General features: G+C 62.9%; 24 protein-coding genes. 17 read left to right on the plus strand and 7 right to left on the minus strand.

What is annotated here, in order from left to right; all coding sequences use genetic code 11:
- Positions 1-194: 194 nt before the first annotated feature.
- Both ACERJA_RS08855 and ribB read left to right on the plus strand, forming a co-directional pair.
- Complete coding sequence (locus ACERJA_RS08855) at positions 195-902, plus strand: DUF120 domain-containing protein (RefSeq protein WP_373607843.1); 708 nt, start codon at positions 195-197, stop codon at positions 900-902.
- Positions 899-1,603, plus strand: coding sequence for a 3,4-dihydroxy-2-butanone-4-phosphate synthase (gene ribB / locus ACERJA_RS08860; protein WP_373607844.1), 705 nt, complete (start codon positions 899-901; stop codon positions 1,601-1,603). Before ACERJA_RS08855 ends, ribB begins: the two co-directional genes overlap by 4 nt.
- An 88-nt stretch (positions 1,604-1,691) precedes the next feature.
- Here the strand turns inward: ribB and ACERJA_RS08865 are convergent, their stop codons facing one another.
- Positions 1,692-2,072 carry a hypothetical protein gene (locus ACERJA_RS08865; protein ID WP_373607845.1) on the minus strand — a complete coding sequence of 127 codons (381 nt, stop codon included), beginning with the start codon at positions 2,070-2,072 and terminating at the stop codon, positions 1,692-1,694.
- Positions 2,073-2,308: 236 nt separating this feature from the next.
- Here ACERJA_RS08865 and ACERJA_RS08870 point away from each other — a divergent pair, with 236 nt between their 5' ends.
- The 5 genes from ACERJA_RS08870 (at position 2,309) to ACERJA_RS08890 (ending at position 8,079) form a co-directional block, all read left to right on the plus strand.
- Entirely contained in the window at positions 2,309-2,836 is a 528-nt protein-coding gene (locus ACERJA_RS08870) for a winged helix-turn-helix transcriptional regulator (RefSeq protein ID WP_373608469.1), read from the plus strand.
- Between the two features lie 127 nt (positions 2,837-2,963).
- Positions 2,964-4,175 (plus strand): hypothetical protein, encoded by a 1,212-nt coding sequence (locus ACERJA_RS08875; RefSeq protein ID WP_373607846.1) that lies wholly within the window; start codon positions 2,964-2,966, stop codon positions 4,173-4,175.
- A gap of 3 nt (positions 4,176-4,178) precedes the next feature.
- The gene (locus tag ACERJA_RS08880; protein WP_373607847.1) at positions 4,179-6,197 is read left to right on the plus strand and encodes a FixH family protein; all 2,019 of its coding nucleotides are present in this window, start codon (positions 4,179-4,181) and stop codon (positions 6,195-6,197) included.
- 124 nt (positions 6,198-6,321) lie between these two features.
- Positions 6,322-7,251: a branched-chain amino acid transaminase gene (locus ACERJA_RS08885; protein WP_006064592.1), complete on the plus strand. Its 930-nt coding sequence runs from the start codon at positions 6,322-6,324 to the stop codon at positions 7,249-7,251.
- 120 nt (positions 7,252-7,371) lie between these two features.
- A complete protein-coding gene (locus tag ACERJA_RS08890; protein WP_373607848.1) occupies positions 7,372-8,079 on the plus strand; it encodes a phosphoglycerol geranylgeranyltransferase in 708 nt (235 codons plus the stop codon).
- A gap of 55 nt (positions 8,080-8,134) precedes the next feature.
- Here the strand turns inward: ACERJA_RS08890 and ACERJA_RS08895 are convergent, their stop codons facing one another.
- On the minus strand, positions 8,135-8,905 hold the full coding sequence (locus ACERJA_RS08895; RefSeq protein ID WP_373607849.1) for an NAD-dependent deacetylase: 771 nt from the start codon (positions 8,903-8,905) through the stop codon (positions 8,135-8,137).
- A 110-nt stretch (positions 8,906-9,015) separates the two neighbouring features.
- A complete protein-coding gene (locus ACERJA_RS08900) occupies positions 9,016-9,696 on the minus strand; it encodes a helix-turn-helix domain-containing protein (RefSeq protein WP_373607850.1) in 681 nt (226 codons plus the stop codon).
- 154 nt (positions 9,697-9,850) lie between these two features.
- On the opposite strand from ACERJA_RS08900, the gene ACERJA_RS08905 reads away from it, so the two are divergent.
- The 4 genes from ACERJA_RS08905 to ACERJA_RS08920 all read left to right on the plus strand — a co-directional run bounded on the left by ACERJA_RS08905 (position 9,851) and on the right by ACERJA_RS08920 (position 14,644).
- Complete coding sequence (locus tag ACERJA_RS08905) at positions 9,851-11,197, plus strand: cytochrome P450 (RefSeq protein ID WP_373607851.1); 1,347 nt, start codon at positions 9,851-9,853, stop codon at positions 11,195-11,197.
- 147 nt (positions 11,198-11,344) lie between these two features.
- Positions 11,345-12,649 (plus strand): aspartate--tRNA(Asn) ligase, encoded by a 1,305-nt coding sequence (gene aspS, locus ACERJA_RS08910; RefSeq protein WP_373607852.1) that lies wholly within the window; start codon positions 11,345-11,347, stop codon positions 12,647-12,649.
- Between the two features lie 315 nt (positions 12,650-12,964).
- Positions 12,965-13,750 carry a hypothetical protein gene (locus tag ACERJA_RS08915; protein ID WP_373607853.1) on the plus strand — a complete coding sequence of 262 codons (786 nt, stop codon included), beginning with the start codon at positions 12,965-12,967 and terminating at the stop codon, positions 13,748-13,750.
- 60 nt (positions 13,751-13,810) lie between these two features.
- On the plus strand, positions 13,811-14,644 hold the full coding sequence (locus ACERJA_RS08920; protein WP_373607854.1) for a pantoate kinase: 834 nt from the start codon (positions 13,811-13,813) through the stop codon (positions 14,642-14,644).
- Between the two features lie 24 nt (positions 14,645-14,668).
- Here the strand turns inward: ACERJA_RS08920 and ACERJA_RS08925 are convergent, their stop codons facing one another.
- A complete protein-coding gene (locus ACERJA_RS08925) occupies positions 14,669-14,857 on the minus strand; it encodes a hypothetical protein (protein WP_373607855.1) in 189 nt (62 codons plus the stop codon).
- Between the two features lie 113 nt (positions 14,858-14,970).
- On the opposite strand from ACERJA_RS08925, the gene ACERJA_RS08930 reads away from it, so the two are divergent.
- Positions 14,971-17,859: a DUF1508 domain-containing protein gene (locus tag ACERJA_RS08930; RefSeq protein ID WP_373607856.1), complete on the plus strand. Its 2,889-nt coding sequence runs from the start codon at positions 14,971-14,973 to the stop codon at positions 17,857-17,859.
- 21 nt (positions 17,860-17,880) lie between these two features.
- On the opposite strand, the gene ACERJA_RS08935 is transcribed toward ACERJA_RS08930, so the two are convergent.
- The gene (locus tag ACERJA_RS08935) at positions 17,881-18,840 is read right to left on the minus strand and encodes a hypothetical protein (protein ID WP_373607857.1); all 960 of its coding nucleotides are present in this window, start codon (positions 18,838-18,840) and stop codon (positions 17,881-17,883) included.
- Positions 18,841-18,923: 83 nt separating this feature from the next.
- Here ACERJA_RS08935 and ACERJA_RS08940 point away from each other — a divergent pair, with 83 nt between their 5' ends.
- Positions 18,924-19,571 (plus strand): helix-turn-helix domain-containing protein, encoded by a 648-nt coding sequence (locus ACERJA_RS08940; protein WP_373607858.1) that lies wholly within the window; start codon positions 18,924-18,926, stop codon positions 19,569-19,571.
- A gap of 4 nt (positions 19,572-19,575) precedes the next feature.
- Here ACERJA_RS08940 and ACERJA_RS08945 read toward each other — a convergent pair whose 3' ends face one another.
- Positions 19,576-20,274 (minus strand): class I SAM-dependent methyltransferase, encoded by a 699-nt coding sequence (locus ACERJA_RS08945; RefSeq protein ID WP_373607859.1) that lies wholly within the window; start codon positions 20,272-20,274, stop codon positions 19,576-19,578.
- A 253-nt stretch (positions 20,275-20,527) separates the two neighbouring features.
- On the opposite strand from ACERJA_RS08945, the gene ACERJA_RS08950 reads away from it, so the two are divergent.
- The 3 genes from ACERJA_RS08950 to ACERJA_RS08960 all read left to right on the plus strand — a co-directional run bounded on the left by ACERJA_RS08950 (position 20,528) and on the right by ACERJA_RS08960 (position 23,827).
- Positions 20,528-20,884, plus strand: coding sequence for a hypothetical protein (locus tag ACERJA_RS08950; RefSeq protein ID WP_373607860.1), 357 nt, complete (start codon positions 20,528-20,530; stop codon positions 20,882-20,884).
- Positions 20,885-20,897: 13 nt separating this feature from the next.
- Complete coding sequence (locus ACERJA_RS08955; RefSeq protein WP_373607861.1) at positions 20,898-22,697, plus strand: hypothetical protein; 1,800 nt, start codon at positions 20,898-20,900, stop codon at positions 22,695-22,697.
- Between the two features lie 350 nt (positions 22,698-23,047).
- Complete coding sequence (locus tag ACERJA_RS08960; RefSeq protein WP_373607862.1) at positions 23,048-23,827, plus strand: 4-phosphopantoate--beta-alanine ligase; 780 nt, start codon at positions 23,048-23,050, stop codon at positions 23,825-23,827.
- Positions 23,828-23,845: 18 nt separating this feature from the next.
- On the opposite strand, the gene ACERJA_RS08965 is transcribed toward ACERJA_RS08960, so the two are convergent.
- Entirely contained in the window at positions 23,846-24,502 is a 657-nt protein-coding gene (locus tag ACERJA_RS08965) for a hypothetical protein (protein WP_373607863.1), read from the minus strand.
- A 155-nt stretch (positions 24,503-24,657) separates the two neighbouring features.
- On the opposite strand from ACERJA_RS08965, the gene ACERJA_RS08970 reads away from it, so the two are divergent.
- The gene (locus tag ACERJA_RS08970; RefSeq protein WP_373607864.1) at positions 24,658-25,638 is read left to right on the plus strand and encodes a tyrosine--tRNA ligase; all 981 of its coding nucleotides are present in this window, start codon (positions 24,658-24,660) and stop codon (positions 25,636-25,638) included.
- Positions 25,639-25,955 lie beyond the last annotated feature (317 nt).

A 25,955-nucleotide genomic window follows, 5' to 3' on the forward strand; every position in this document is an offset into this window, starting at 1 on the left:
ATCACACCACGGGTCGCGGTTGTGCCGGAACTGACAGCCCACCGGACGTTTGAGACAACGCCGTGACCGATGGCTTTTTGCATTAACTCTCCAACGAACTGGTACTGCGGATAAACGCTCGAGAACTCTATCACAGTTTCGTTACGCATGCCACATTCGGTATGCTTTTGAGCGATCCCCCCAAACTCACTGGTATGCCAGTGTCAGCTGAGTCCGCTGTTGGGCACGACGAACTCGCCGTGCTCAAACTGCTCGCACTCGAGGGCGGACTCGAGGGCGACGTCAAGATCTCCTGTTCTCACCTCGCAGATCGTCTCGATGCATCGAACCAGACCGCTTCACGACGCCTCCAACGGCTCGAGAGTGCGACACTGCTCGAGCGCGATACGGTCAGCGACGGCCAGTGGGTGTCGATCACCGACGACGGCGAACGAGCGCTCCACGCCGAGTACGAGGACTACCGTCGCATTTTCGAGACGGAGTCGGAGATCGAACTCGATGGCACGATCACCAGCGGTATGGGAGAGGGACGTCACTACATCTCGCTGCCGGGGTACAAACGCCAGTTCGAGCAGCGACTCGGCTACGAGCCGTTTCCCGGCACGCTGAACGTCGACCTGCGCGACGACAGCGTCCGTCGACGAAGCGCCATCAGCGCACTCGAGCCAGTGCCGATCGACGGCTGGGAAGACGAGGAACGAACGTACGGGCCAGCAGTCTGTTACCCGGCGACGATCGAGACAGTCGACGGTGACCGGTACGAGACGGCCCACATTATTGCTCCCGAGCGAACCCACCACGATGAGGACCAACTCGAGGTCATCGCGCCGGACAAACTCCGCACGCAACTCGAACTCGAGGACGATGATCACGTCGTCGTCTACGTGGGTGATCGCCAATGACTGGCCACCATGTCGGACCGCGGTCGAACGCAAACGCAGACAGTGCCACCACGGCGACAGACACGTTCGAGACGGCCCTCGAGTCGCTACGGGCGGGTGAACCCGTGCTCGTCCACGATGCGGCCGACCGGGAGGGAGAGACGGATCTGATCTATCACGCTGACGCCGTCACGCCCGATGCGGTTGCCCGACTGCGAAACGACGCTGGTGGACTGGTCTGTGTCGCACTCGGCCACGAGGTCGCCGAGGCGTTCGAGCTCCCGTTCTACAGCGAGGCGATCGATCATCCTGCAACGGGCGACCACGAACTCGGCTACGACGAGCGCTCGTCGTTCTCGCTGACGGTCAATCACCGCGACACGTACACCGGGATCACGGACGTCGATCGATCGACGACGATCCAGGCACTCGGGAAGGCTGCGGCCCACCCTTCAAAAACGGTGTTCGCCGAGGAGTTTCGCGTCCCCGGCCACGTCCACCTGCTGAAAGCCGCACCCGACCTTCTCGCACAGCGAGAGGGACACACCGAACTCGGGGTGGCACTCGCCGACGCCGCCGACCTCTCGTCTGCCGTTGTCGTCTGTGAGATGTTAGACGACGAAACCGGTGAGGCACTGACGCCTACAGACGCCCGCGGCTACGCCGCCCGCCACGAGTTCCCGTATCTCGAGGGGCGAGACATCCTCGAGCGACTGCAGTAGCCGCCGTCAGACGGTCTGCTGTCCGTCAGTGCCGGCGCGACCACGACCGTTCTGTGGTTGTGCCGGTCAATCGGTACAGCAGACCGTATCAGTCGCCGTTCGAGTCCGACAAGGCGGCACCGGAGTCGGTGTCGCCCTCAGCGTTTTGTCCTGAGAACGGCCCGCTGCGATAGACCGCATACAGGATGAGCACGGCAATCGTGAAGTCGACGCCGTGTTCGACGAGATGGTGGACTGTCATCGGCACGACACCGAAAACGGTCCCGAGACCGACGAGCGATCGCCCCACGAGCAGTCCGAGGACGATCGTGATCAGCAGATATCGAGTTGATCGCCGTCGCAAATAGGCCACGATCCCACAGCAAAAGAGGATCGTTGTCCCGATGACGGCAAGGATGATGACGCCGAGAAGCACTGGGGCCAGTTGTGGGTCCAGCCACGCGATCTCGAAGGGGCTCGTGTGATCCATCTCCGCTACCGTCTTTCGGAGCGAGAGTTACCTATGTGCTTCGGTCGATCGGTCCGGAATCGTCGTGGCTGGGCGGCGCTGACGGCATCTCTCTGCTGGTACTCAATGCGGGTCATATGACCCGTTCTCACTCGTCGGGAACGATCAGAACCCGTTATGAGGCCAGCATTACTAGCCACAACTATCAGCAGGCTCCCGATCACGGGGGCATGACCACGGATCAACAATCGATTCCCATGAGCGACACTCGACAACAAATCAGGGCGCACGTCCAGGCGAACGCTGGTATCCACTTCAACGAACTCGTCCGGTCCTCGGAGTTCGCACCGGGACAGATTCAGTATCACATCCGTCGGCTGATCGACGCTGACGACCTCGTTCGCGAGGAGCGCTACGGCCAGACCCACTACTACACACCACAGTACGACAAGTGGGAACGGGGTGCGCTGGCGCTGTTCCGTCGCGAAACGGCTCGAGAGATCGTCGTCTACCTGATCGAGCACGACCCGAGCCGACCCGCCGCAGTCGCGGACGAACTCGGAATCGCCCGAAGCACACTCGAGTATCACCTCGATCATCTGGTCGAGTGTGAGATCGTCGATAAACGCTACGACGAGCGCAACAGGGTCACGCTCTCGCTTGCCGACCCTGAACGGACCGCACCACTGCTCTCGGAGGTCACCCCAACGGTGCCCGACCGGCTGGTCGATCGGTTCACCCGACTCGTCGATGGGCTACTCGAGAGCGGCCACGACGCGCGATAACCGTACTCGAATTTTCAGTTGTTACGATAGGAACTGACGGTCTGTTTTGGACACATCTTGCTCGAGTGAGATCTGCGTTCGCCAATCGAACCAGAATCAAGATACAGAAGAGATAATTATTGCCGATATGGGCCGACCCGTCAAACGACGGCGTGTTGTACAGGCAATAACTGGTGGAATCGCGATCAGTCTGGCGGGTTGTCTCGGTGACGACGATGACGACGGTGCCGATACCACCGACGGGAACGGTGACAACGGCGATGGCAGCGAGGGACTCGCCTATGCGTTCGCGCCGAACACGATCTCGATTGTCGATCCGGCCGATGGGGCGGTCGTCGACGAGATTACCGATGGGATCGACGACAACGACTGGGGCGATCCGCAGATCACGGCAGATTACAGCGAGATCTACGTGATCGAAGGCTCGCTCGATCAGGTGCTCGTGATCGACACCGAGTCCCGCGAGGTCGTCGCGGAAGTCGACATTGGCCCCGATGCAACCCACATGTATCATCCAAACGACGACGAGATCTGGGCACACGCCGACGGGGAGGGAGCGTTTTACGTCATTGAGACGAGCTCACACGAGGTCACCGAGATCGTCGATTCAGGCCTCGAGGGCGAGGGCCACGGCAAACTGCTCTACCACGACGACCTCGGCTCGACGGGCTATGCGACGAACGTCAACGATCCGGGCGCGCCAGTCATCGATCTGGACAGCTACGAGCGGTCGGACTTCCTCGAGTTCGGCGACGACGGCGGCACACACTACAAAGCCTACAGCCCACAGACCGGGCTCGCCTACTTCGAGTACGGCGACGAGACCGTCGTCGTCGACACCGACACCAACGAGATCGTCGACGAACTCGCGTTCGCGGGCGGCATGTATCTCACGCCCGACGAGGAACTGCTCGGTGTGCTCGACGGCGACGAGATTCGCTTTCTCGATGCGACGAGCGACGACAGTACGGAACTCGACTCAGTCACGGTTGCGGGCGGCCCCGACGCACTGCGGTACTACGACGACGACGGCACAATCTACGGCTTCACCGCTAACACGATGAACGACGAGGCGGCAGTCATCGACCTCGACTCGTTCGACGTCGTCGATACGCTTGCCGTCGGTGACATCGAACGACCCGAGGACGCTCATCATCTCCACCGAACCGGCGTCGCCGGTGACGAGTACTTCCTCACCCCCGCCGACGCCGACGGGTTCGTCGCCGTCGTCGATATGTCCACGCAGGAAGTGGTCGACCACGTCGACGTCGAGGACGGTGTCGATACGATCCAGTACGTCGGAGACTCGGGCACTGGCTACACCGGAACCATCCGATAACCGATGCATTCGACCGAATCGTCCGATCGTCGTCGTCCATCCCGGATCGCGACTGTGGCCGCCGTGGTCCTCATCGCCATCGTGCTGGCTGCAACCGTCGCAACGCCCGTTGCCGCCCACGCCTATCTGAGCGACGCCGATCCAGCAAACGGCGAGCAGGTCGAAACGCTCCCTGAAGACGTCACGCTCTTTTTTTCGGGCGATGGCGTTCAGGTCGCCGACGTCACCGTCACCGGACCCGACGGCGAAGACGTCAGCGGCGACGCGATGATCGATCCGGACGACAGTCAGATCGTTCGGACTCCCCTCGAGGCCCCAACCGAGCGCGACGACGTTGACGGGATGTACACCGTCGAGTGGGAGGTGTTCGCCGATGACGGCCATACGACATCCGGCACGTTCTTTTTCAGCGTCGGCGACGGCCCGCTTGACCGTGACGCCGTCCTCGAGGCCTACGACGACGAAGACGACGCGGACGAGTCGGCTCCGCCGGTCGAAACCGCCGCGAAGGGGCTGTTGCTGGTCGCTCTCGTCGCCCTCATCGGCGGGCCGTTGACGGCTTCGATTGCGGTCTACCCGGCTGCCGGCCGCGTCGGTGCGTCGGCACAGTCGGTCGATCGGCGTCTCACGCGGCTGCTCGCCGGAGCGAGTGTCCTGCTGTTCGGGTCGGTGGTCGCGCTCGGTCTCGTGCAGGCGCGATCAGTCGGGCCGCTCGTTCCCGGGACGCTCCTCGAGTTTGCTGGGTTGCCCCTCGGCCAAGCATGGCTGGGACAGCTCGCGTTCGCTGCCGCGGTCGTGGCCGTCCTCGGGGCAGCCGTCGCTGGCTCGCTCTCGCGTCGTGGCTGGCTCGCCGGGACGGTCGTCGGCGCAGTCGGCGTTGCCGGGACTGTAAGCTGGACGAGCCACTCGGCGACAGCGATCGGCCGTCTGCAGGGGTTTACCGTCGATCTGGCACACATTGCCGGGGCGGGCCTGTGGGTCGGCGGTCTCGTCGTTCTCGCACTCGTCGTGCCGCCGCTACTTCGCGATACGCTCCCCGCTGATCGCACGGCCCTCGCCGCCAACACGATCCGTCGCTATTCGGTGCTCGCCCTTGCCGGCGTGACACTCGCCGGTGCGACCGGACTCATCCTCGCGGCGTGGCACGTCCCGACGCTCGAGGCCCTCGGCGAGACCGTCTACGGCACTGCCCTCTCTGCGAAAACGCTGCTGGTCCTGCTGGCGCTCGGACTGGGCGGGTTCACCCGGTTCATCCTCCTTCGCCGCCTCGAGTCCCCCACGGATGCGGGTCGCACCGGATTCGGTGGCCGACTGTTCGGGAGCGGGTCCGAGTCTGGGGTCCGCGAGGACGGCGGCCAGCCGGGACGGGAGACGATCACCACGTTCAGGCGCGCCATCGTCCTCGAGGTCGGCGTTCTCGTCGTCGTGCTCTTGCTTTCGGGACTGTTGACCTCGGCACCGACGGCAGCCGTCGCCGGGGACGACACGCTTGGCTCGGCGACGATCGAACGGGAGGGGGATGTCGATCTCGCGCTGACGGTGACCCCCGTCGAAGGCGACGACGGAGACGACCGATTCCTCGTTGCGGAAGGTGAGCCGGTCGTCTTCGAGCTCGCGTTCTTCGACGATCACGGGGAGTCGGTCGCCTCCGACCGCACTGTCAGGCTCTCGGCAGCTGGCCCGGACGACACGTTCGATGTCGACCTCGAGGAAACCGACGACGGGACCTACGCGACCGTCCAGACGCTTCCAGCCGACGGCGACTGGGAGCTTCGCGTCACTGGCTCGCCCGATGGCGAGTTCGTCAGCGAGTGGTTCGACGCCCACGCGAGTCCGGCGTCGGATGCACACGAGCACGATCACGACGAACACGATCACGACGAACACGATCACGACGGCGGGCCGGACGAATCGCCATCGCCGTTCGTCACGCTTCTCCAGTTTGGCGCCGTCGTTGTCGGCGTCGTCGGTACCGTCGCCGTCGCACTCGAGGCGACACGGGATCGCGACCGTAGCGAGTAGCGCATCGATTTGATCGAGGGCGGTCTACGGGGATGTGTCCGTGACGGCGATCGCCCGTGTCAAACAGCGGTCTCGTCCCGCAAATCACGAATACTTACTACAGTGGGTTTCCTCACAGTCGAGCATGGGATTTGACGAGATGGATGTCGACACGATCTGGATGGACGGCGAGTTCGTCGACTGGGACGAGGCGCAGGTCCACGTGCTCACACACGGCCTTCATTACGGCACCGGCGTCTTCGAGGGCGCACGCTGTTATGACACCGAAGAAGGGCCGGCGATCTTCCGCTGGGAAGAACACTTAGAGCGGCTGTTCCAGTCTGCAAAGCCCTATGAGATGGAGATCGATCACACCAAGGAGGAACTCACCGAGGCGACGAAAACACTCATTCAGCGCCAGGAGCTTCCTTCCTGTTACATTCGACCGATCGCCTTCTACGGCTACAACTCGCTCGGCGTCAGCCCGAAAGACTGCCCGACCCGGACCGCCGTCGCTGTGTGGCCGTGGGGGGCCTACCTCGGCGAAGAAGCACTCGAGGACGGCATCGATGTGATGATTTCCTCGTGGCGCAAACATGCCTCGAGCCAGATTCCGACGAACGCGAAGACGACGGGCCTGTACGTCAACAGCATGCTCGCTGGCGAGGAAGCCCGACGGAACGGCTACGCCGAAGCGATCGTGTTGAACAAGGAGGGCAACGTCGCCGAAGGTCCCGGCGAGAACATCTTCCTGGTTCGTGACGACGAGATTTACACGCCCGGCCTCTCGGAGTCGATTCTCGACGGCATCACCCGCGACAGCGTGATCAAGATCGCCGAGGATCTCGGCTACACCGTCCACGACGATGTCTCGATCTCCCGTGGCGAACTCAACACGGCCGACGAGCTGTTCTTCACCGGCTCTGCGGCCGAAGTGACCCCCATCCGGAAAGTCGACAACGTCACCATCGGCAACGGCTCCCGTGGTCCCGTCACCGAGGACATCCAGTCGCGGTTCTTCGATATCGTCGAGCGCAAAACGGACGCGTACGACGAGTGGTTCGAGTACGTCTAAGCTGACGGTCGAGCGCAGTCGACGGAACCGCTCGACGGCCGAGAGCGCGTCCCTCGAGCCCGTTTCTCGAGAGGGGGCCGATTCGTAGCGTTTTTGCCGGTTGTCGGGAAACGGAGCGGTATGACTACCGCTTGCCCCTGGGACGACTGGAACCACATTCTCAAGATCGATCCCGACAAGGAGCTTCCCGAGGGCGTCACCTACGGCGACCTCTGTGCGACCGGCACCGACGCGATCGAGGTCGGCGGCACCATGGGCATCACCGAGGAAAACATGGAAGCCGTCGTCGAGGCCTGTGCCGAACACGACGTGCCGCTCTATCAGGAGCCGTCGAATCCCGAGGTCGTCATCGATAACCGGGCGCTCGAGGGCTATCTCATTCCGACCGTCTTCAACGCCGGGTCGCCGTTCTGGATCACGGGCGCACACAAAGAGTGGGTCCGACTCGATGGCGACATGGACTGGAATCGCACGTGGACGGAGGCGTACATCGTGATGAATCCTGAGGCGGACGTCGCGACGTACACCGAAGCTGACTGTGATCTCGACGCCGAGGACGTCGCCGCCTACGCAGAGGTCGCTGAACGGATGTTCGGCCAAGAGATCGTCTACCTCGAGTACTCCGGCATGCTGGGTGACGAAGCCATCGTCCAGGCCGCAAGCGAGGCAACTGAGGAGTCGACGCTGTTCTACGGCGGCGGCATCCACGACTACGATTCGGCCGCGACAATGGCCACGCACGCGGACGTCATCGTCGTCGGTGATCTCGCCCACGACGAAGGTGTCGAGGCCGTCCGTGAGACGGTCGAGGCGGCACGCGACGCCTGAGACGGACAGACGCGACCGCAACCTGTTCAGCTCCCTTTTCGACTCGCGCGCTGTTTTATGCCTCGAGTAGCTCACGAAGCCGTGGCAACACAGTCGTCACGTCCTCACGGTAGACGATATCAGCGGTCGAGTCGACCGGTGTCGACTCGAGGTTGACGATCCCCACAGTCGTCTCTGGTGACGCGGCGAGTCGGGGCAGCGACGCGGCGGGTTCGACCACCAGCGAGGAGCCGATCGCGAGGAAGACGTCGCTCTCGCGGGCGAGGGCTCGAGCGCGCTGGATGACCGCGCCCGGAAGCTGCTCGCCGAAGAGGACGACGTCGGGCTTGTAGACGCCGCCACAGTCGCAGGTCGGCGGCAACTCGCCGTCGGCAGCGCGTTCGAAAACCGGATCGCCGTCGGTACGTCGCCCACAGTCGGAACAGCGCACGCGTCGAGCGTTGCCGTGGAGTTCGAGCAGTGTCGTCTCACTCGAGTCGCTCGCAGCCGAGTCGGCGGCATCCGCATGCAGCCCATCCGTGTTCTGGGTCAGAATCGCCTCGAGGTGTCCGTCCGTCCCCATCGCAGCCAGCGCCTCGTGGGCTGCGTTCGGCTCGAACTCGCCGTCGAACATCGCCCGCTGCAACTCGAGGCGATCCGCCCAGAACCCCTCCGGATCGCGCTGAAACCGCCCGTAGGTGAACTGGCCCTCGTCGAAGTGCTCCCAGACGCCGTCGTCGCCGCGAAACGTCGGCACACCTGAGGGGGCAGAGATCCCTGCGCCAGTAAACGCAACCACAGTGTCTGCACGCCGAATGTCGGCGGCGAGTCGCTCGAGGTCATCCATACTGGTCGATTATCGGTGAAGGACAAAAACGAGAGTGGTGCCAGCCAGCGCAGGGTTAGACAGCTGATCAGGGTCAGCGACTGACTCGAGTCAAACCGTCGTCGTCTGGGTCAGCGATTCTGAGAGTGGATCGACGCAGCGTAGGCGCTTGCGAACGCCGATTCGATGCGCTGGAGGTGTTCGGCGACGGTTCCGGTCGCACAGTCGAGTTTGTCGGCGAGGTCGCGCTGGGTCGTCTCCCGTGGCACCTCGTAGTAGCCCTCCGCGAGTGCCAGTTCGAAGACCGCTTGCTGGCGCTCGGTGAGCGTCGCAGACTGCCGCGCTGTCTGCGGGCGGTAGCTGCCGAGTCGGTGGAGTTCGAGGCCGACGCCGTCAGGCAGATCCGTGGCCGCCTGTTCGATCGCCCAGTCGGTCCCGACCACTGTCAACTCGAGTCCGCGGTCGGTCTCGGTTTCGACGGCCGTGATCGGCCAGTCGATGACGATCTCGCGCTGATCAAGGATCGAGAGGAGATCGCCGACGAACCCGGCAGTGTGCCACTGGACGTAAGCGACGCCCCGATTGTCATCGCCGACGAGGTCGTATTCGATCGCCTCGGGCGCGTCCTCGAGCAGCGTCCGCGCCCGCTCGAGGTCGCCACGCAGATCGAGGAGTTCGACGTATCGGCCGTCACCAATAGGGTTGACGTAGCGGATCGACTCGAGGGAAACCGCGTCATCAACACCGAAGACGTCGGGGATCGGGTTCTCGTGGCTGTGGTTCCACGAGAGCGTCACCGTCGCGGCTCTCATCTCGATCCCTCGAGTCGCGCGTGCATCGGTGGGGTTCGTACCCGTTCGCTCGAGTGTGCGTGCATGTCGGGAGACCGGGGCGGGTTGTAATTAAGCGTGCCGAGGATGCTCGGCCGTAGAGATAGGTGGCTTGCGTCCGTCGAAACGAGTAGCAATGAGCAGCGACACCCCCGAAGTCCGTGACGAGCAGCCGCCCGGTCCCAGCGGGCTGCCGATCGTCGGCAACCAGCTCGCTTTTCTTCGCGATCCGTACGATTTCATGACGACGACAGCCCAGGAGTACGGCGACATCGCCCAGTGGGAAGAGCCAGGTGGCCCCGTCTACCAGCTCAACCACCCTGACTACATCGAGCAGGTACTCGTCCAGAACAACCAGAACTACGTCAAAGGCGAACGGTTCCAGACCATTCTTGGACCGGTCACGGGCAACGGCATCTTAAACAGCGAAGGCGCGGTCTGGCGACGCAATCGCCACCTCATCCAGCCTGCGTTCCACCCCGACCGAATCCAGGAGTACGCTTCGATGATGACCGAGTTCACCGAGGCAGGACTCGAGGAGTGGGACGACGGCCAGACCCGGCTGTTCCACGAGGACATGATGGAGATCACGCTGAAGATCGTCGCCCGGGCGCTGTTCGGTGTCGACATCGACGACGCTGTCGACACCGTCGGCGACGCGCTCGAGGAGTTCATGCTGGCGAGCGAGAGTCTCTCGCATCTGGTCCTCCCGCCGACGATTCCGACGCCGTCCCGACGCCGGATCCAGCGCGCACGCGAGGAACTCGACGCCGTCGTCTACCGATTGATCGAAGAGCGGCGGGCGAACCCCACAGATCAGGACGTCATCTCGAAACTTCTCGAGATGAGCGACGAGGAGGGAGCCACGCTCTCGGACGAGCAGATCAGAGACGAGGTCGTGACGCTGTTGCTCGCCGGCCACGAAACGACGGCGCTCTCGCTGACGTTTACGGCGTATCTCCTCGCGACGAACCCGGCCGCCGAGCAGCGACTCGTCGACGAACTCGAGGAGGTACTCGACGGCGAGACGCCGACGATGGCGGATCTCTCGGAACTCACATACACCGAGCAGGTCGTCAACGAGTCGATGCGTCTCTACCCGCCGGTGCCGGGAATCGTCCGCGAACCGGTCAAGCCGGACATCATCGGCGGCTACGAGATTCAGCCGGGATCGACGGTTCGGATGCATCAGTGGGTCGTCCACCGCGACCCGCGCTGGTACGACGACCCGCTTGCGTTCCGGCCAGAGCGCTGGACCGACGAGATGGAGTCCGATCTCCCGAAACTCGCCTACTTCCCGTTCGCGGCGGGGCCGCGCCGGTGTATCGGTGACCGGTTTGCGATGCTCGAGGCGCGGCTCATGCTCGCGACGATCTACCAGAACTATCACCTCGAACTCGTCCCCGGAACGGATCTCGATCTGATGGCGACGATAACCGCGCGCCCGAAACACGAGATTCCGATGACCGTCCACGAGCGCTGAAACCGCTGGCTGGTCACGGTCCACAGCCCGTTCATCGGCCGGTCACTCCCTCGAGTCTCTCTCGTATCGCGTCAGTAATCGGTCTCGAACGCCGTCGTCCGGCACAGAACGATTGCGCTTAAGTTCCGGCGACGGGAATCGGGTGGTATGCAGGACAGAATCCATACTGCCGACGCTGAGCCGGGCGACGACGTAACCGTCGCTGGCTGGGTGCACGAAATCCGCGACCTCGGCGGCATCGCCTTCTTAATTCTCCGTGACAGCACGGGCAAGATCCAGATCAAGTTCGAGAAAGACGAGATGGACGAGGAGCTCGTCGAAACCGGCCTCGGCGTCTCTCGAGAGAGCGTCGTGTCGGTTTCGGGTGCTGTCGAAGAGGAGCCGCGCGCGCCAACGGGCGTCGAGATCACGCCCGAAAGCGTCGAGGTCGTCGCCCCTGCCGACCCCGAACTGCCGCTTGACCCCTCGGGGAAGGTCGACGCTGACCTCTCGACGCGACTCGACAACCGCACGCTCGACCTTCGAAAAGACGACGTGCAGGCGGTCTTCGAGATCCGCTCGGAGATCCTGCGTGCCGTCCGCGAGCAGTTCCGCGAGTTCGAGTGTACGGAGATCAACACGCCGAAGATCGTCGCCACCGGAACCGAAGGCGGCACCGAACTCTTCCCGATCACGTACTTCGGCGAGGAGGCCTTCATGAACCAGTCGCCACAGCTGTTCAAGCAGCTGATCGCCGGCTCGAACGTCGAGCGTGTCTTCGAAATTGGCCCGATCTTCCGCGCCGAAGAGCACAACACGCCGCGACACCTGAACGAGGCGACCTCGATCGACTTCGAGGGCGCGTTCTGTGACCAGAACGACGCGATGGACGTCGTCGAAGGCGTCGTCAAAGCCGCCTACGAAGCCGTTTCCGAGAACTGTGCCGACGAACTCGAGGCGCTCGGCCTCGAAGACGAGTTCGAGGTGCCCGAGGAGGCGTTCCCACGCATCAGCTACGAGGACGCCATCGAGCGCATCAACGCGACGGGCGAACTCGACGAGCAGCTCGTCTGGGGCGACGACCTGCCAACCGAGGGCGAGAAGGCACTCGGCGACGACGTCGGCGGCCACTACTTTATCACCGACTGGCCGAGCGAGATCAAGCCGTTCTACATCAAAGACCACGACGACGACGACCAGCTCTCGACTGGCTTCGACCTGATGCACCCGCGGATGGAACTCGTCTCCGGCGGCCAGCGCGAACACCGCCACGAGAAGCTCATCGAAGGCTTCGAACAGCAAGGGCTCGACCCCGAGCAGTTCGAGTACTACACGAAGATGTTCAAATACGGCATGCCGCCTCACGCCGGCTTCGGCCTCGGTGGCGAGCGCCTGATCATGACGATCCTCGGACTGGACAACATTCGAGAGGCTGTGTTGTTCCCACGAGATCGACAGCGACTCTCGCCGTAGACGAGGTCGCTGTTCGCCGAGCGGGAGCTCGTTGGACGAGCAACGCGAGTCCAACGGTGTTCCCGCGAGATCGCCAGCGTTTGTCGCCGTAGGCGGCAAACCTGGGTGCCAGCGAGACGCTCGCGTGCGAGCGCCTCGCCGGACCGGCAGCGTCTGAGCCCGTGCGGGCTCGCCGCTTGCTGACGACTCGAGTCGATCACGAAAACCGAATTTTCACTGCCGGGAACGGTCCGATACCGCTACCAATCCACCGCTCGTATCGACCGCTAGTGGCCGGTATCTCGACTTGCGAGGATCGCCCGCTCGAGGAACACGATGAGAGATAAACGCACGCTCGGGATCATACTCGTGGGATTGGTCGTCGTCGCTGCGCTCGTGGTCGGCGGACTCGCCCTCTTCTCCGACTCGCTCGCCGAGGACAGCTACACGAGCGAGTACAGCTACGACGTCGAGGTGTCGACGAACGGGACGCTGACGAACGCGACGATTCTGGTCCCGGTGCCGGTCGCTGACGGAGAGGTATCCGTCGCGGGCGCACTCGAGGACGGCGACTACTACGCCCAACCCGAGGCGTTCTCGAGCCGGCTCGTCGAGACCGACCGCGGCCCGATGCTCGAGGTGACCGTCGACGAGTTCGTCGTCGAACCCGAGTACTACCGATTCGTCGAGGAGGGTGACCTGGGTCGGACAGAACGGATCACGGCCGAGGAGTACGATCCGGACGACCCCGAGATGTTCGTCCGCGACCGCGAACAGTACGAGCTGCATCTCCGACTCGAGAGCGACAAGCCGATCGAGACCCGCGACCCAGTCGGTACTGAGCCAGTGCTCGAGCCACGCGCCGACGTCACCGAGACAACGTGTCTCGACGGAACGGATCGCTGTCTCGAGTACGCGAGCGTCGTCTACGCGGAGTACGACGCGAACCCGTCCACCGAGGTTTCGATCCGGGTCACCCACCGTGGCGAGAACTCGTGGTGGGTCGGCGGCTGGAACAGCAACCGGTACACGGACGAGTTGACCGTCGACCTCACCGGTCCGCAAGCGGACTGGATCGTCGTCTCTGGCGGCCTCGAGGCGGAGCAGGGATCGTACCGGTGAGGGTGACTGAATCTGTGACGAATCTTCACTGTTATATCGCCGCGGTCGCAAGCATCCCCAATGCGTGAGGAGGCGACCGCGTTCGTACCGGGGCATATCACGGGCTTTTTCAGCGCGCACCCAGCCGAGGATCCGACAAAAGCGGGCTCTCGAGGGGCCGGGCTGACACTCACCGACGGTGTCGACGTAACGGTCACACCCGCACCCGAAGGCGAGTCGACGATCGTTCTCGATGGCGAGGAACTCGAGATCGATCCCGTCAGAACCGTCCTCGAGACGCTCGAGACGCCGGCCCACGTCGAGGCCGAATCCGAGATTCCACTCGGCTCCGGCTTCGGCGTCTCGGGGGCGATGGCGCTTGGCACCGCGCTTGCGGCCAACCGCGTGTTCGAGCGGAAGCTGTCGCGAAACGAACTCGTCACGATCGCCCACGGGGCCGAAGTACAGGCTGGAACCGGACTGGGAGACGTGGTCGCGCAGGCCCACGGCGGTGTGCCGATCCGTCTCGAGCCCGGCGGGCCACAGGAGAATAAACTTGATGCGATTCCCGAGCGGGCGCGCGTAGAGTACGTCTCGTTCGGCGAACTGTCGACGGCGGAGGTCCTTTCCGGTGAGACTGACCAGCTGTCTGCGGCCGGGAAACAGGCGCTGTCCCGCGTTGTCGAGGAGCCGACGCTGCTGTCGTTCATGTACGCCTCCCGGCTGTTTGCCCGCGAGGCAGGGCTGTTGACCGACGAGGTTACAGCGACGATTGCGGACGTTGCAGACGCCGGGGGGCAGGCCTCGATGGCGATGCTCGGCGAGACCGTCTTCGCACTCGGGACGGGTCTGTCAGACGCCGGCTACGAGCCGACCGTCTGTGCGACCCATCCGGCGGGTGCAATGTTAAAATAAATTACATACGTCGACTTTTCTCAGCTATTCGACTGGTTTGGTTCCGAATCGCCTGACTGCGTCATGAGCCGTCGGCCCGTCACCGATCACCCGACTCTCGGCTGCCCGTGCCGCTCGGCGGTGTTGATCGCCCGGATACAGCGGTGCTGTCCCGTCTCGAGTGCCGTTCCGCGTGCCGGTGGCCGCCACGTCAGAGAGGTAACTGGCCGTCATCACTCGATTAGTCTTCGCTACTGATCAGTCATAGTTTAACGAATACATCTAGAATTTGTACTGTGGCCGGAGCTTTATTATGGTGTATTTCAGTTATCGAGTCAAGTCCACGAATGTCCTCAATAAGTGAAATTCACCACAAGCTGTTTCGACTGTACGAACACTACGTTGGCGAACCCGACTCGAGCACGGACGTCTACGGCTACTGGGTGTTCATCTTCGGCTACATACTCGGCGCGGCGGGCGTGTTCGTGTTCGTCGTCGGCTACGCGGGGAGCGCTGACTCCTATACGCTGATCAGGGGATCAGGTGTGACGGCGGCGGCAGGGCTTGCACTCTGTCTGTTCGGCATCGTGTTGATGTTGCCAGTCCGTCGGATCGGGATCTACGCGAGCGTGCTCGGACTGCTCATTGCGCTTTCCGGCGTCGTCTTTTTCGGCTGGGCGTATCCGTACAACTGGCGGGAACTCGGCGTCGACTACAGTGTGCAGGTCATCACCGTCTATACGATCGGTGTCGGACTTATCGCGGGTGTCACCGCACTCGTGCCCGTGCTAACAGGACGGAAAGGGATGTTCGTCGATGAAGAAGGCGCAACCGACGACCCGGCTGTGCTAACCGGCGACGCTATCGAAGGGGCACAGTTCGCTGTTTTCCGAGACGAACACGGCGACTGGCGGTGGCACGTCTTACATCTCGAGGCGCTCGCTGCGAGCAACGGAAGTGCCGTCACGCGACCCGACGCAACCGAGAGTATCGAACGCGTGCAATCGCAGATCAGCTCGGCAGGGCTGATGGAGTTGACGACCTCCGCGTTTCGACTCTACGAGGATCGAGACGGCACGTGGCAGTGGACCCTCGCCCGCGACGACGGGAGCGTCGTCGGTGCCAGCACTGGAGCGTTCGCCGACCGCGACGGCGCCGAAACGTCGGTGAGCTTTCTGAAAGACCGCGGCCCCGACGCGGACGTTATCGAAATCGATGGCGCCGCGTTCACCTACGCCGAGCGACGGGACCTGTGGTACTGGCAACTGGTCGACGACAACCGAACGCCGCTGGCCGGAAGCGAGACGGGCTACGAAACGCAGGCGATGGCCGAGGACGCTGCCCACCAGTTCGCCGAACGGTTCGGCCGCGCACGACTGCTCGACGTCGAACACGTCGGGATCGAACTCGTCGAGCAACTCGAGGGCTGGACGTGGCGGCTCGTCGACGACCGCGACAATGTCGTCGCCGCCTGCTCGGAGACGTTCGACAGTCGCCGCGATGCCGAAGCCGCTGTCGAGGCGTTGCTCCCCGCGTTCGAATCCGCGTCGGTGACCGTCGCCGGCGAACCGGCCTACGAGCTGTACGACTCGGGCGACCAGCGACGATGGCGACTCGTCGACGAGACCGAGCGTATCGTCGCGCGGAGTCCCCGTGGGACGACGGCAGACGCAGCTGTCGAGCGCAGTGCCGACCAGTTCGCAGACCACGCCCTCGAGGCCGACGTCGTCGAAATCGAGGACGCGGCGTACGAAGTCTATCCTGACGACGCGACAGCCGCTGGCGAACCCGAAGACACGCTGCCGGTGACGGCCGACGAGCCCGCGGCGAAACCCGACGGCGGCACCACACTCGAGTACGACGGCGAGCCCACTCCCGACTGGCACTGGCGGCTCGTCACCGATGACCGCGAGGTGGTCGCCGCGAGTACCGAGCCCCATCCCGACGCCGACACGGCGACTGAGGCGATTCAGCGGGTCCGCGAGCAAGCCAGCGAGGCCGAACTCATCGAGTTCGAACACGCGGCGTTTCAGGTCTACGAGGCCGACTCCGGCGAGTGGCGCTGGCGACTCATCGACGAGGACGGCAACGTCTTGGCCGACAGCGGCGATGAACACACATCGCGTGGCGAGGCCGCAGAGACGATGATGACGCTCAAAGAGCAGGCCCCCGACGCCGAGTTGCTCGAGATCGAGACCGCGGCGTTCGAACTGTTCGTCGACGAAGACGGCGGCTGGGGCTGGCGGCTCATCGACGAGGGCGGGCAACTCGTCGCCGAAGACCCCGAGACGCATCCGACCCGCGGTGCCGCCCGACAGGCAATGAACCGGCTGCTCGAGCATCTCGACGCCGACGTGCGAACGATGGATCGAGCGGTGTTCCAGACGTACGCCGACGACGACTGGCACTGGCGGTTCGTGCTGCCATCGGGCGAGGTCGTCGCGGACGACGCGATAGCACACCCGACCCGGGACGAACTCGTCGATAGTCTCGAGGACATCCGCGTGGCGGCCGCTGGCGCAGCCACGCACACCATCGGCGACGTCACTGTGCAACTGTACGAAAGCGGCGACTGGCACTGGCGACTGCTCGACCGCGACCGCGAGGAGATCGCCGACTCGACTGTCTCCTACGCCAACCGCGGGGCAGGGATGGCCGCTGCCGAGACCCTGCAGGCACACGCTGGCGACGCGCCGATCTTCGCGATCGAGGACGCGGTCATCCGGCTGGACGGCAGTGACGACTGGGCGTGGGAACTCGTCGACCGTGACCGCGAGGTGATCGCAAGCGCGGCCGAGACAGCCCCGTCGAAAGCCGCCGTGCGCTCGACTATCAACACTGTTCGCCAACTCGCACCGATGGCCGGCCGGGTCGACTTCGACGTCGCCTCCTTCGAACTGATCGCGGACGATGACGACCGCTGGCGCTGGCGGCTCATCGACGAAGACGGCCAGACGGTCGCCACCGGCACCGAAACCCACGCCTCGAGCGAGGCCGCACGCGCTGCCCTCGAGGACGTTCGGTCGCTCATCGAGGACGCGAGCATTCTCGAGATCGATAGCGTCTCCTTCGAACTCCACACCGCAGCGGACGGTTGGGTGTGGCGGCTGGTTGATGAGTACGGCTCGACGATGGCCGAGAGCACCCAGTCCTACGAGAGTCGCACCGAGGCCCGCGAGGCGATGAACAACGTGAAATCTCAGGCTCCCGACGGCTGGATCACGTTCACGGAATAAGGTCGCCCTCGAGCCAACCGTTCACCGTTTTTCCGTCTCGAGACAGTCCTTGATCCGCCGGGGACGATCCGGGGCGATTGCGTGTGCCAGCAGTTCGAAATCAGTTTCGAGCGGATACTCGAGGATGCACGCCGGATTCTCGAGCAGTCGCCCCATCAGGTGTTCGGCCCCCCGGGCGACCGGGTTCCAGGTATCGTAGTAGGCGTCGTACACCTGTTGCATCTCGTTGGCTTCCATGTACTGATACAGCGTGTAGCCGTTGCGCCGGTCGAGAACGATCGACTCCGTGTACATCCGTTCTTGCTCGAGCATCTCGGCGCTCCAGGATTCGAGTCGGTCGAGCGTTCGCTTACCGGAGATCACCTGCTGGGTCAGGCGTTCGAACCAGTCTGCGAGCCGTTCAGGAAACCCGGGCTTGAGACGCATTCGAACCAGCTCGACGTCCACGGCTGGCTGGGTGGAGACACCTAACTCCTCGAGAGTGCGTGCAGTCCCGCTTCGTCCGGGTTCGATCGTGCGCGGTCGCCGTGGATGGACGGCGTGGACGAGCACCGTCCGTTCGTCCGGGTCGTCGACTGGCTCGAGCACGTCGTGATCGACGGGAAACGCGTCCGCCACTGTCGACTGTGGATCGTCCCACTCGTCGACGACCGCGCGTGGGAGTTCGACGTACCAGACGAGTTCGGGGGCGGTTTCGCTCCGGTCAATAAAGAGCGATGCCGTACTCGCCGCCTCGAGTCCACGCACGCGGTTCGGATCGGATCCGAGACACGTCCGCGAAATCTCGTCTTCGATCGTCTCGACGTGACCGGGGTCGATCCGTCGACTGACGAGAACGGCGGTCGCGTGACGTTCCGTGATGATCGTCCCCTCGTCAGGCAAGCGCTCGGCTCGAGACCGATCTCGAGCGTACACACCAGCGAGGCCCGCCCCGAGAAGGAGGCCACCCCAGCACACTCGTCGAAGTCGTTGGCTGTCCATACGTAGACTCGTCTCGGGAGCGCTGTCGGAATACCCCCGATAGCTATCGGGAATTTAACTTCATTGACCCGGATTCTCGAGTCATGAAGTCGATGCGAATCGAGCTTCGATACACGACCGCTGCGCTCCCGCCGCTCCACGAGGGGATCTGTGACTCGCCGGCGCTCGAACGGGAGGTGATCGTCGGCGGGCAAGCCGTCGATGGCGTCGAAACGATCACGTCTTTTGTCTACGGCGATCCCGAGGCCTACGAACCGCTGTTAGACGACCTCGAGGCGGTTCTCGAGTACGAGATAACGCCAGCCGACGACGGCTTCTTTCTCTATCTGCGTCGTGATCTCGGGCCGGACGGGCTGTCGCTGTTGAACGCACTCGCACAGGACACCGTCGTAGTCGTCCCCCCCATCGAGGTCAGATCCGACCGAACGATTCGACTGACGCTCGTCGGGCATTCGACGGCGCTCACCGACGTGATGGCGGAGATTCCCGACGGGATGGCACTCGACGTGCGCTGGGTCAGTCAGGCGATTACGACCACTGACACGGCGGTTTCGGATCGACAGCTGGCCGCATTGCAGGCCGCTTGGGACGTTGGCTTCTACGAGGTGCCGCGCGAGGGTGGTATCGAGGCCGTCGCCGACGAACTCGAGTGTGCCGTCTCGACAGCATCGGCACTCATCCGTCGTGGCGAAGCAAACGCGGTCGAACGTGTGCTCGAGCGGGGCCCGTAGGGCATTACTTCTCCTTCTCGCAGACGACAGTGTAGAGAGTCCCGGCCAGCGAGGTGTCGACGAGTTCGTGGGTGTCGAAGACAGTTGCGAGCGCGTCCACGACGTCGTCGTCGGGGTTCCAGTTCGCGTACCAGCGAAGAAACCGCCACAGCAGCGGGTTCAGAAGACGAGCAGGGCCGTCAGGGACTGGTCGAATATCGACGACCACGAACGTCGCGTCGGGGACCAGCGACTGGGAGACGGTTTCGACCGCACGGCGGATGTCCGGCATGACGGACAGCGAAAGCGTCGCGATCGCCGCATCGAACGGTTCGTCGAACTCGGCCGTCGTCGCGTCGGCGCGGCGAACCTCGACGTTCTCCCAGCCGTGATGGTCGATGCGTGCTCGTGCCGTTGCGATCATCTCCGGGCTGTAGTCGACGGCGACGAGTTCGCCCTGCTCGCCGATCTCGCTGCGAACCCGCTCGAAGTTGACGCCCGGCCCACAGCCGATCTCGAGGACACGATCGCCCGGCTGCAACTCGAGTCGGTCGATCGCCGCCTCACGCATCGGCTCGAGGTCGGTCTCGCTCATCGTGTAGTAATCGCTCCAGCGGTCCCAGACGGTTCGGCTGCGCTCGAGGTGGGCAGCATACTGGCTGTCGTCTATGTCGCGTGTCTCGTTCGTTGGCGTGTGTTCTCGATCGGGTGTCTCTGTGGCCATAGTTGCAGTTGGCTCGAGAGCGGCGAGTACCTCATCACGAACCGTATCGTGAATTTATATGTCCCTCGAGGATAGCAGTAGACAGTATCGCGATTTCTTCACCGATAACTATGCCTGAAACTGAATCAGGCAGTTCGATACCTACAGTCGCTTACAGGACGCTATATGCATCCAAATTCGATCGAAACAAGTATCGGTGGTCATGTGGTCCACAACCGAAAAATTAACAGTATTCATTCTGTTCATCTATCCGATGAGTTCGTGGATTCGCGTCACGTTCGACTCGGGCGACCGATCCGTGACAACGGTGGAAGAGCAGCTCCGTGAAGCACTCGAGGATCCAGACACAGTCCGGTGGCCTGACGCTCTGGTCTGGAAAGCCCAGGAGGAAATCGACGCCGAACGGCTAACCGACCTTGGCGTCGAAGCCCGACGGGCGCTCGTCGTGTGGGCGAACGATACTGCGATGGCAGGCGACGGTCGGCTGTACGAGCGGATCGATGGGAGATTCGTGCCGGTGGACGCCATGTCCGGTGTGGAGGGGTTCGTCGGTCGGGACGTTACCTCCTATTTCCAGCGCGAATATGGCTTGCTGGCGGAGCACCGATGACGTGGGCAAGACGATGACGGATCCGCTGGTCTCGTTCGTCGGTCGATTCGCCGACGCAGACGATCGAGCGCAGGCAGTGGCAATCCTCGAAGAGATGGGTGTCCCAGACGCCGAGGACGCCGGCCCCGATTACGTGGACGACGAGTTCGCTCGAGCGTTCACCGATGCGCTCGACGACGTGGTCGCGGAGCTGAAGTGCGAGGACGAAACGCAGCGTCGAGACGCCGCCGAAATTCTCTACGAGGTGTCGCAGTTCGTGCCGACGCCGTTGTGTCTTCGAGGCCCGACGTTGGTCACGTCGCTTGACGATCCGACGACCCGCCCGTATGTCGCCGGCGTCCTGACGACTGTGATCGACCATCGGGATTCGGTGGTACTCGCGGTCGAAGCGACTCGCTCGGACATCGAACGGTCACCGTCGGGCGTCGCTGCCCTTCCGTTCCTCTCGCGGATTACAAACCGACGAGGCAGCACCGACGAGCAGTCTTCACTGGACGTTGCCACCCTTCGGTTTCTCTCGTGGATCGCAAAGGCGCACGACAACGCCGTCGAGCCGGTCGAGCCTGCGGTCACAGCCGCTCTCGAAGCCGACGATCCGGCGGCACGCGAGTATGCGAGTCGCTTCTTCGCCGTCACCTGGGATCACTACGTCGGTGGGAACGACGCGGCGGGGCCACTGTTCGCCCTGACCGACGATGATAATCCGCGGACGCGGGCGAACGCACTCACTGCACTTGGCCACCGATCGTTCACGCAACTCGAACGAGATGAGCGCCAGCAGCCGGTCGACGTGGAACGAATCGTCGAGGCAGCTGCTGATCATCTTGCCGACTCGAACGATCGGGTTCGGTCCAACGCGGCGGCCGTCCTTTCGGAGACCGAGCACGAAGTCGTGGACGAGGGAGTCCAGTACTGGCCGGACTACGTCGACGAGAAACTCGGTGAGCGCGTCGTCGAACGACTGATCGACGGCCTCGAGTCCAACCACTGGGGGCTCCAGCGCCAAGCGGCCCGAGCGTTCAGCGGTCTCGAACAATCCTGTCCCGATCTCCTCGCAACACATGCCGATTCCCTCGTCGAGTACGGGTGGACGACGGATCGACCGAACCGGGCCCCGGTCAAGAAAGCGGTCGCCAAGACGGCCAAACACCATCCTGACGCCTTCCTCCGACACGCTCGGACGTTCGTCGATTCCCTCAATGATCGGCAGGGAAGATGGTCACTGAGCGTCATCGAGCACATCGGGACCGTCGATTTCGATGCCGTTGCCCCTGCTGTCGAGTTGCTCGTCAATCAGTTCACGGCACCACAGACGAACAGGCTCAGACGCCAACACGTCGCCGAGGTGCTCGGGTCACTCTACGACGGGAGACCAGACGCGTTCCCCGACTGGGTGGACCACCTACATGCGGCAGTCGAAACGGGTGGACGAAGGGGCGTTCGAAAGCCATTCGTGGCCATCGCACAGCGGGAGCCGGCTGCAGCGGCGTCCGTATTCTACGAGCTATGCAACCGGCTCACCGAACCCGACGTCTCGATCTCGTGGACGACTGCGTATTCTCTCGGCCAGGAAGACCCGGCGGTGATCGAACCCGCGCTCGATGTACTGGTCAAGCACGTGCTCGACGGAGACGGGACGACCGCCGCCAACGCGGTGGACGTACTCTACGGGATCGTGAAAGTCGAGGCCCATCTCGATCTGCTGGAACCAGCACGCGAGCCGATCGAGCGCCGACTCGACGAGTTCGACGGGCGGACTCGAGATAACGCACAAATAATCATCGAATCGGTCGAAGGGACGAACAGGGGATAGATGGTAGAAAACAGTTGGATCAGATCAACTTGAACCAACGTTCGCACCACCGACCATCCTGATTCAGGTCGCGAGGAAGCCAAACGGGCAACCAAAGCGGTTGGCTCGTCAGATATCAATTCGAGTGAGCGAGATCCTAACAGGAGTCGAGAGTAACTCCCGAACACAGTCGGTGTGTTGGACCGTTATCAACCTGTACTAACCACGAGTTTTACGAGCAACTTTGAACAACAAAACCGTATAATAAACTACTGATCGGACCGATTCCGGGCACCGCTGCCCCACGGCCCACGGGAGTCGATCGTCGACCAATCGGGCCGTTTTTTATTGACCAAAGCCAGTGATCGATCGTGACCGACTACGACACCGTCTCCGCCGACGTCGAACACGAAGAGGAGATTCCGGAGGATCACCCCAGATATCAGGACCTGCTCACCCGCCACCGAATCGAAAAGGGTGTCGAAAAGGGGATTACCCACTTGCAAGGAATGCACGCCGAAGGGCGCGGGAGCGCGTTCGACTACCTGCTGGGCGAGGCAACGATTCCCAGCGCGGACGACGCCGAACGCGCAGCCGCTGCCCATCTCCTGCTCGCCGATCACCCTGTGCTCTCGATCAACGGCAACGTCGCGGCGCTGGTCCCCAGCGAGATGGTCGCCCTCGCCGAGGCCACCGGTGCGGACCTCGAGATCAACCTCTTCAATCGCACTCCAGAACGGATCGAAGCCATCGCGGACCACCTCCGCGAGCACGGTGCTGAGGACGTCAAGGGACTCGAGGCCAACGCGCGGATTCCGAACTTAGACCACCAGCGCGCAAAGGTGGACGAAGACGGCATCTACGATGCTGACGTCGTGCTTGTGCCCCTCGAGGACGGCGATCGCGCGGAGGCGCTCAACGAGATGGACAAAACCGAGATCGTTATCGACCTCAATCCGCTCTCGCGGTCGCCACAGGTCGCGGACGTCCCGATCGTGGACAACATCATCCGTGCCGTGCCGAACATGACCGAGCATGCCCGGGTGTTGGCCGACGAAGACGAGGCCGTGCTGCGATCGATTATTAACGAGTTCGATCGTGAGGCGGCACTCGAGCAGGCAGAGGACCGAATTCGATCGGGCGAGCTGTGAGTGAGCGACGGCAGCTGATCAGAACTCGTCCGTGATCGTCGGTGAGACGGCGTCCCGTTCTCCGTCGCGGTCGGTAATTTTGTTTGTGTCCCCGTCGAGAACAGGGAGCCAAGATCGAAGCGTTGTCAGGCGTTCTTCGATCTGATAGTACGACACCGAGAGATACTCGCTGGCGCGCCGTGACAGCGAGCCGTCGATCTCGTACTCGATGCCACTGGAGCCGTTGAGCCGCTCGTCGCCGGCATCGACGAGCCAGCGGCGGGCCAGTTCGACACCTTTCTCGGCGTCGTAGCCGCGTGCGACGTAGTGTTTGTACGGATGGCGGATCCACGAACACTCCCAGTGAGCGTAGACGTCGACTTTCTCGGCATCCTCGAGTTTGTGGAGAACGATATGAAGCTGGTTGTCGGCGAGTGGAGACGCACGCCAGACCCACGAGCCTTCGGCGGTGTTGCCGTCCATCCGAACCTTCAGCGACGCGATAGGGTTGCGCGAAAAGCCCAGTTGCTCGAGAATCTCTTCGATCGTCGCCTCCGAACAGTGGGCGGTCAGGGCGTACTCGTCGGCCGTGGTGTGGCTAACGGCGTAGCCGCCGAAGCTACCCTTGAACAGGTAGTGGAGCTGTGGAATAATGGTTCGGCGGATGGCGTTGATGGCATCCTCTCGATAGCCCATGGAATCAGCTAGCGTAGGGCTGTCCGCAACAAGTGTGTTCGGCAGGCACTCGCCACGGGGCACACACGAGCGCCGCCAACTGACGCCGCGACTGTGCTCGTTCGCTCGAGGGTCTTTCATCGACTATAAATTCCTGCTCCGGTTTCAGTCCACATATGGATACGTACGACCTGATTATGCGAAACGCCGAGGAGGTCGTCACCGACGAGGAGGTACGCGAGCTCGCGGACGATCCCGAGGGCAAGCGCGTCTACGTCGGCTACGAACCCTCCGGCGTCCTTCATCTCGGGCACCTGCTGACGGCGAACAAACTCATCGATCTTCAGGAGGCGGGCCTGGAGGTCGTCGTCTTGCTCGCGGACGTCCACGCCTACCTGAACGGGAAAGGCACGTTCGAAGAGATCCGCGAGACGGCCGAACAGATGAAAGCCCAGTTTATCGCCTACGGCCTCGAGGAGGACAACACCGAGTTCGTCTACGGCTCCGAGTTCCAGCTCGACGAGGAGTACACCCTCGACCTGCACCAACTCGAACTCTCGACGACGATGAACCGCGCCCAGCGCGCGATGGCTGAACTCCAGGGCGACGAAACCGCGAACGTCAGTCATCTCGTCTACCCGCTGATGCAGACGTTAGACATCGAGTACCTCGACCTCGATCTCGCCGTTGGCGGTCTAGACCAGCGGAAGGTCCACATGCTCGCCCGTGAGAAACTGCCGGAACTGGAGTACGAGGTCCGGCCATGTCTGCACACCCCCATCGTTGCTGATCTTACCAGCGGCGAGGGGAAGATGTCCTCGAGCGAGGGCGTGACGATCTCGATGGAAGACTCGACCGCGGACGTCGAGGAGAAGGTCAACTCGGCGTTCTGCCCACCGACCCGGGACCCCGAGGGCGACCTCGAGAACCCCGTCCTCGAACTGTTCGAGTATCACGTCTTCCCACGCTTCGAAGACGTCGTCGTCGAACGGCCCGAGAAGTACGGCGGCAATCTCACCTACGAGGAGTACGAGAACTTGGCCGACGACCTCGAGTCCGGCGAACTCCACCCCGCCGACGCGAAAGGGACGCTCGCGACCTACCTCGACGAACTGATCGAACCGGGCCGCGAGAAACTGCTCGAGATTCGAGACTGAGCGATCGGTCTGACAGCGTCGATCACGGCAACTGGTCGTCTCGGTGTTGTCGATCCGACATTTCGAACGACCAACTTCACCGAATCCGTTCTCTCGGGTGTCCACTCGAATGGCTCGAGGACCGCCGAAAGCGGCCGTTCGGATCGACGCCTGACGACGGGAGAAACCAGACCTGGTGTCGATAACCGCTGGCGCCTATAGTAACAACTGCAACGATTTACACACTGATCGCACAGCCATCGTGCGATCAGGTGTGCATTGACTTGCAGTGGCTACTATACTGTTGGCGGCAAAAAATCGCGTTCAGAATTCTACTG

It is taken from the genome of Natronorubrum sp. A-ect3 (genome assembly GCF_041821125.1).
GTDB lineage: Archaea > Halobacteriota > Halobacteria > Halobacteriales > Natrialbaceae > Natronorubrum > Natronorubrum bangense.

Coding starts and splice junctions, on each gene's coding strand:
- ACERJA_RS08855 (WP_373607843.1), top strand. CDS start 195: ATGCCAGTGTCAGCTGAGTCCGCTGTTGGGCACGACGAACTCGCCGTG.
- ribB (WP_373607844.1), top strand. CDS start 899: ATGACTGGCCACCATGTCGGACCGCGGTCGAACGCAAACGCAGACAGT.
- ACERJA_RS08865 (WP_373607845.1), bottom strand. CDS start 2,072: ATGGATCACACGAGCCCCTTCGAGATCGCGTGGCTGGACCCACAACTG.
- ACERJA_RS08870 (WP_373608469.1), top strand. CDS start 2,309: ATGAGCGACACTCGACAACAAATCAGGGCGCACGTCCAGGCGAACGCT.
- ACERJA_RS08875 (WP_373607846.1), top strand. CDS start 2,964: ATGGGCCGACCCGTCAAACGACGGCGTGTTGTACAGGCAATAACTGGT.
- ACERJA_RS08880 (WP_373607847.1), top strand. CDS start 4,179: ATGCATTCGACCGAATCGTCCGATCGTCGTCGTCCATCCCGGATCGCG.
- ACERJA_RS08885 (WP_006064592.1), top strand. CDS start 6,322: ATGGGATTTGACGAGATGGATGTCGACACGATCTGGATGGACGGCGAG.
- ACERJA_RS08890 (WP_373607848.1), top strand. CDS start 7,372: ATGACTACCGCTTGCCCCTGGGACGACTGGAACCACATTCTCAAGATC.
- ACERJA_RS08895 (WP_373607849.1), bottom strand. CDS start 8,905: ATGGATGACCTCGAGCGACTCGCCGCCGACATTCGGCGTGCAGACACT.
- ACERJA_RS08900 (WP_373607850.1), bottom strand. CDS start 9,696: ATGAGAGCCGCGACGGTGACGCTCTCGTGGAACCACAGCCACGAGAAC.
- ACERJA_RS08905 (WP_373607851.1), top strand. CDS start 9,851: ATGAGCAGCGACACCCCCGAAGTCCGTGACGAGCAGCCGCCCGGTCCC.
- aspS (WP_373607852.1), top strand. CDS start 11,345: ATGCAGGACAGAATCCATACTGCCGACGCTGAGCCGGGCGACGACGTA.
- ACERJA_RS08915 (WP_373607853.1), top strand. CDS start 12,965: ATGAGAGATAAACGCACGCTCGGGATCATACTCGTGGGATTGGTCGTC.
- ACERJA_RS08920 (WP_373607854.1), top strand. CDS start 13,811: ATGCGTGAGGAGGCGACCGCGTTCGTACCGGGGCATATCACGGGCTTT.
- ACERJA_RS08925 (WP_373607855.1), bottom strand. CDS start 14,857: ATGACGGCCAGTTACCTCTCTGACGTGGCGGCCACCGGCACGCGGAAC.
- ACERJA_RS08930 (WP_373607856.1), top strand. CDS start 14,971: ATGTCCTCAATAAGTGAAATTCACCACAAGCTGTTTCGACTGTACGAA.
- ACERJA_RS08935 (WP_373607857.1), bottom strand. CDS start 18,840: ATGGACAGCCAACGACTTCGACGAGTGTGCTGGGGTGGCCTCCTTCTC.
- ACERJA_RS08940 (WP_373607858.1), top strand. CDS start 18,924: ATGAAGTCGATGCGAATCGAGCTTCGATACACGACCGCTGCGCTCCCG.
- ACERJA_RS08945 (WP_373607859.1), bottom strand. CDS start 20,274: ATGGCCACAGAGACACCCGATCGAGAACACACGCCAACGAACGAGACA.
- ACERJA_RS08950 (WP_373607860.1), top strand. CDS start 20,528: ATGAGTTCGTGGATTCGCGTCACGTTCGACTCGGGCGACCGATCCGTG.
- ACERJA_RS08955 (WP_373607861.1), top strand. CDS start 20,898: ATGACGGATCCGCTGGTCTCGTTCGTCGGTCGATTCGCCGACGCAGAC.
- ACERJA_RS08965 (WP_373607863.1), bottom strand. CDS start 24,502: ATGGGCTATCGAGAGGATGCCATCAACGCCATCCGCCGAACCATTATT.
- ACERJA_RS08970 (WP_373607864.1), top strand. CDS start 24,658: ATGGATACGTACGACCTGATTATGCGAAACGCCGAGGAGGTCGTCACC.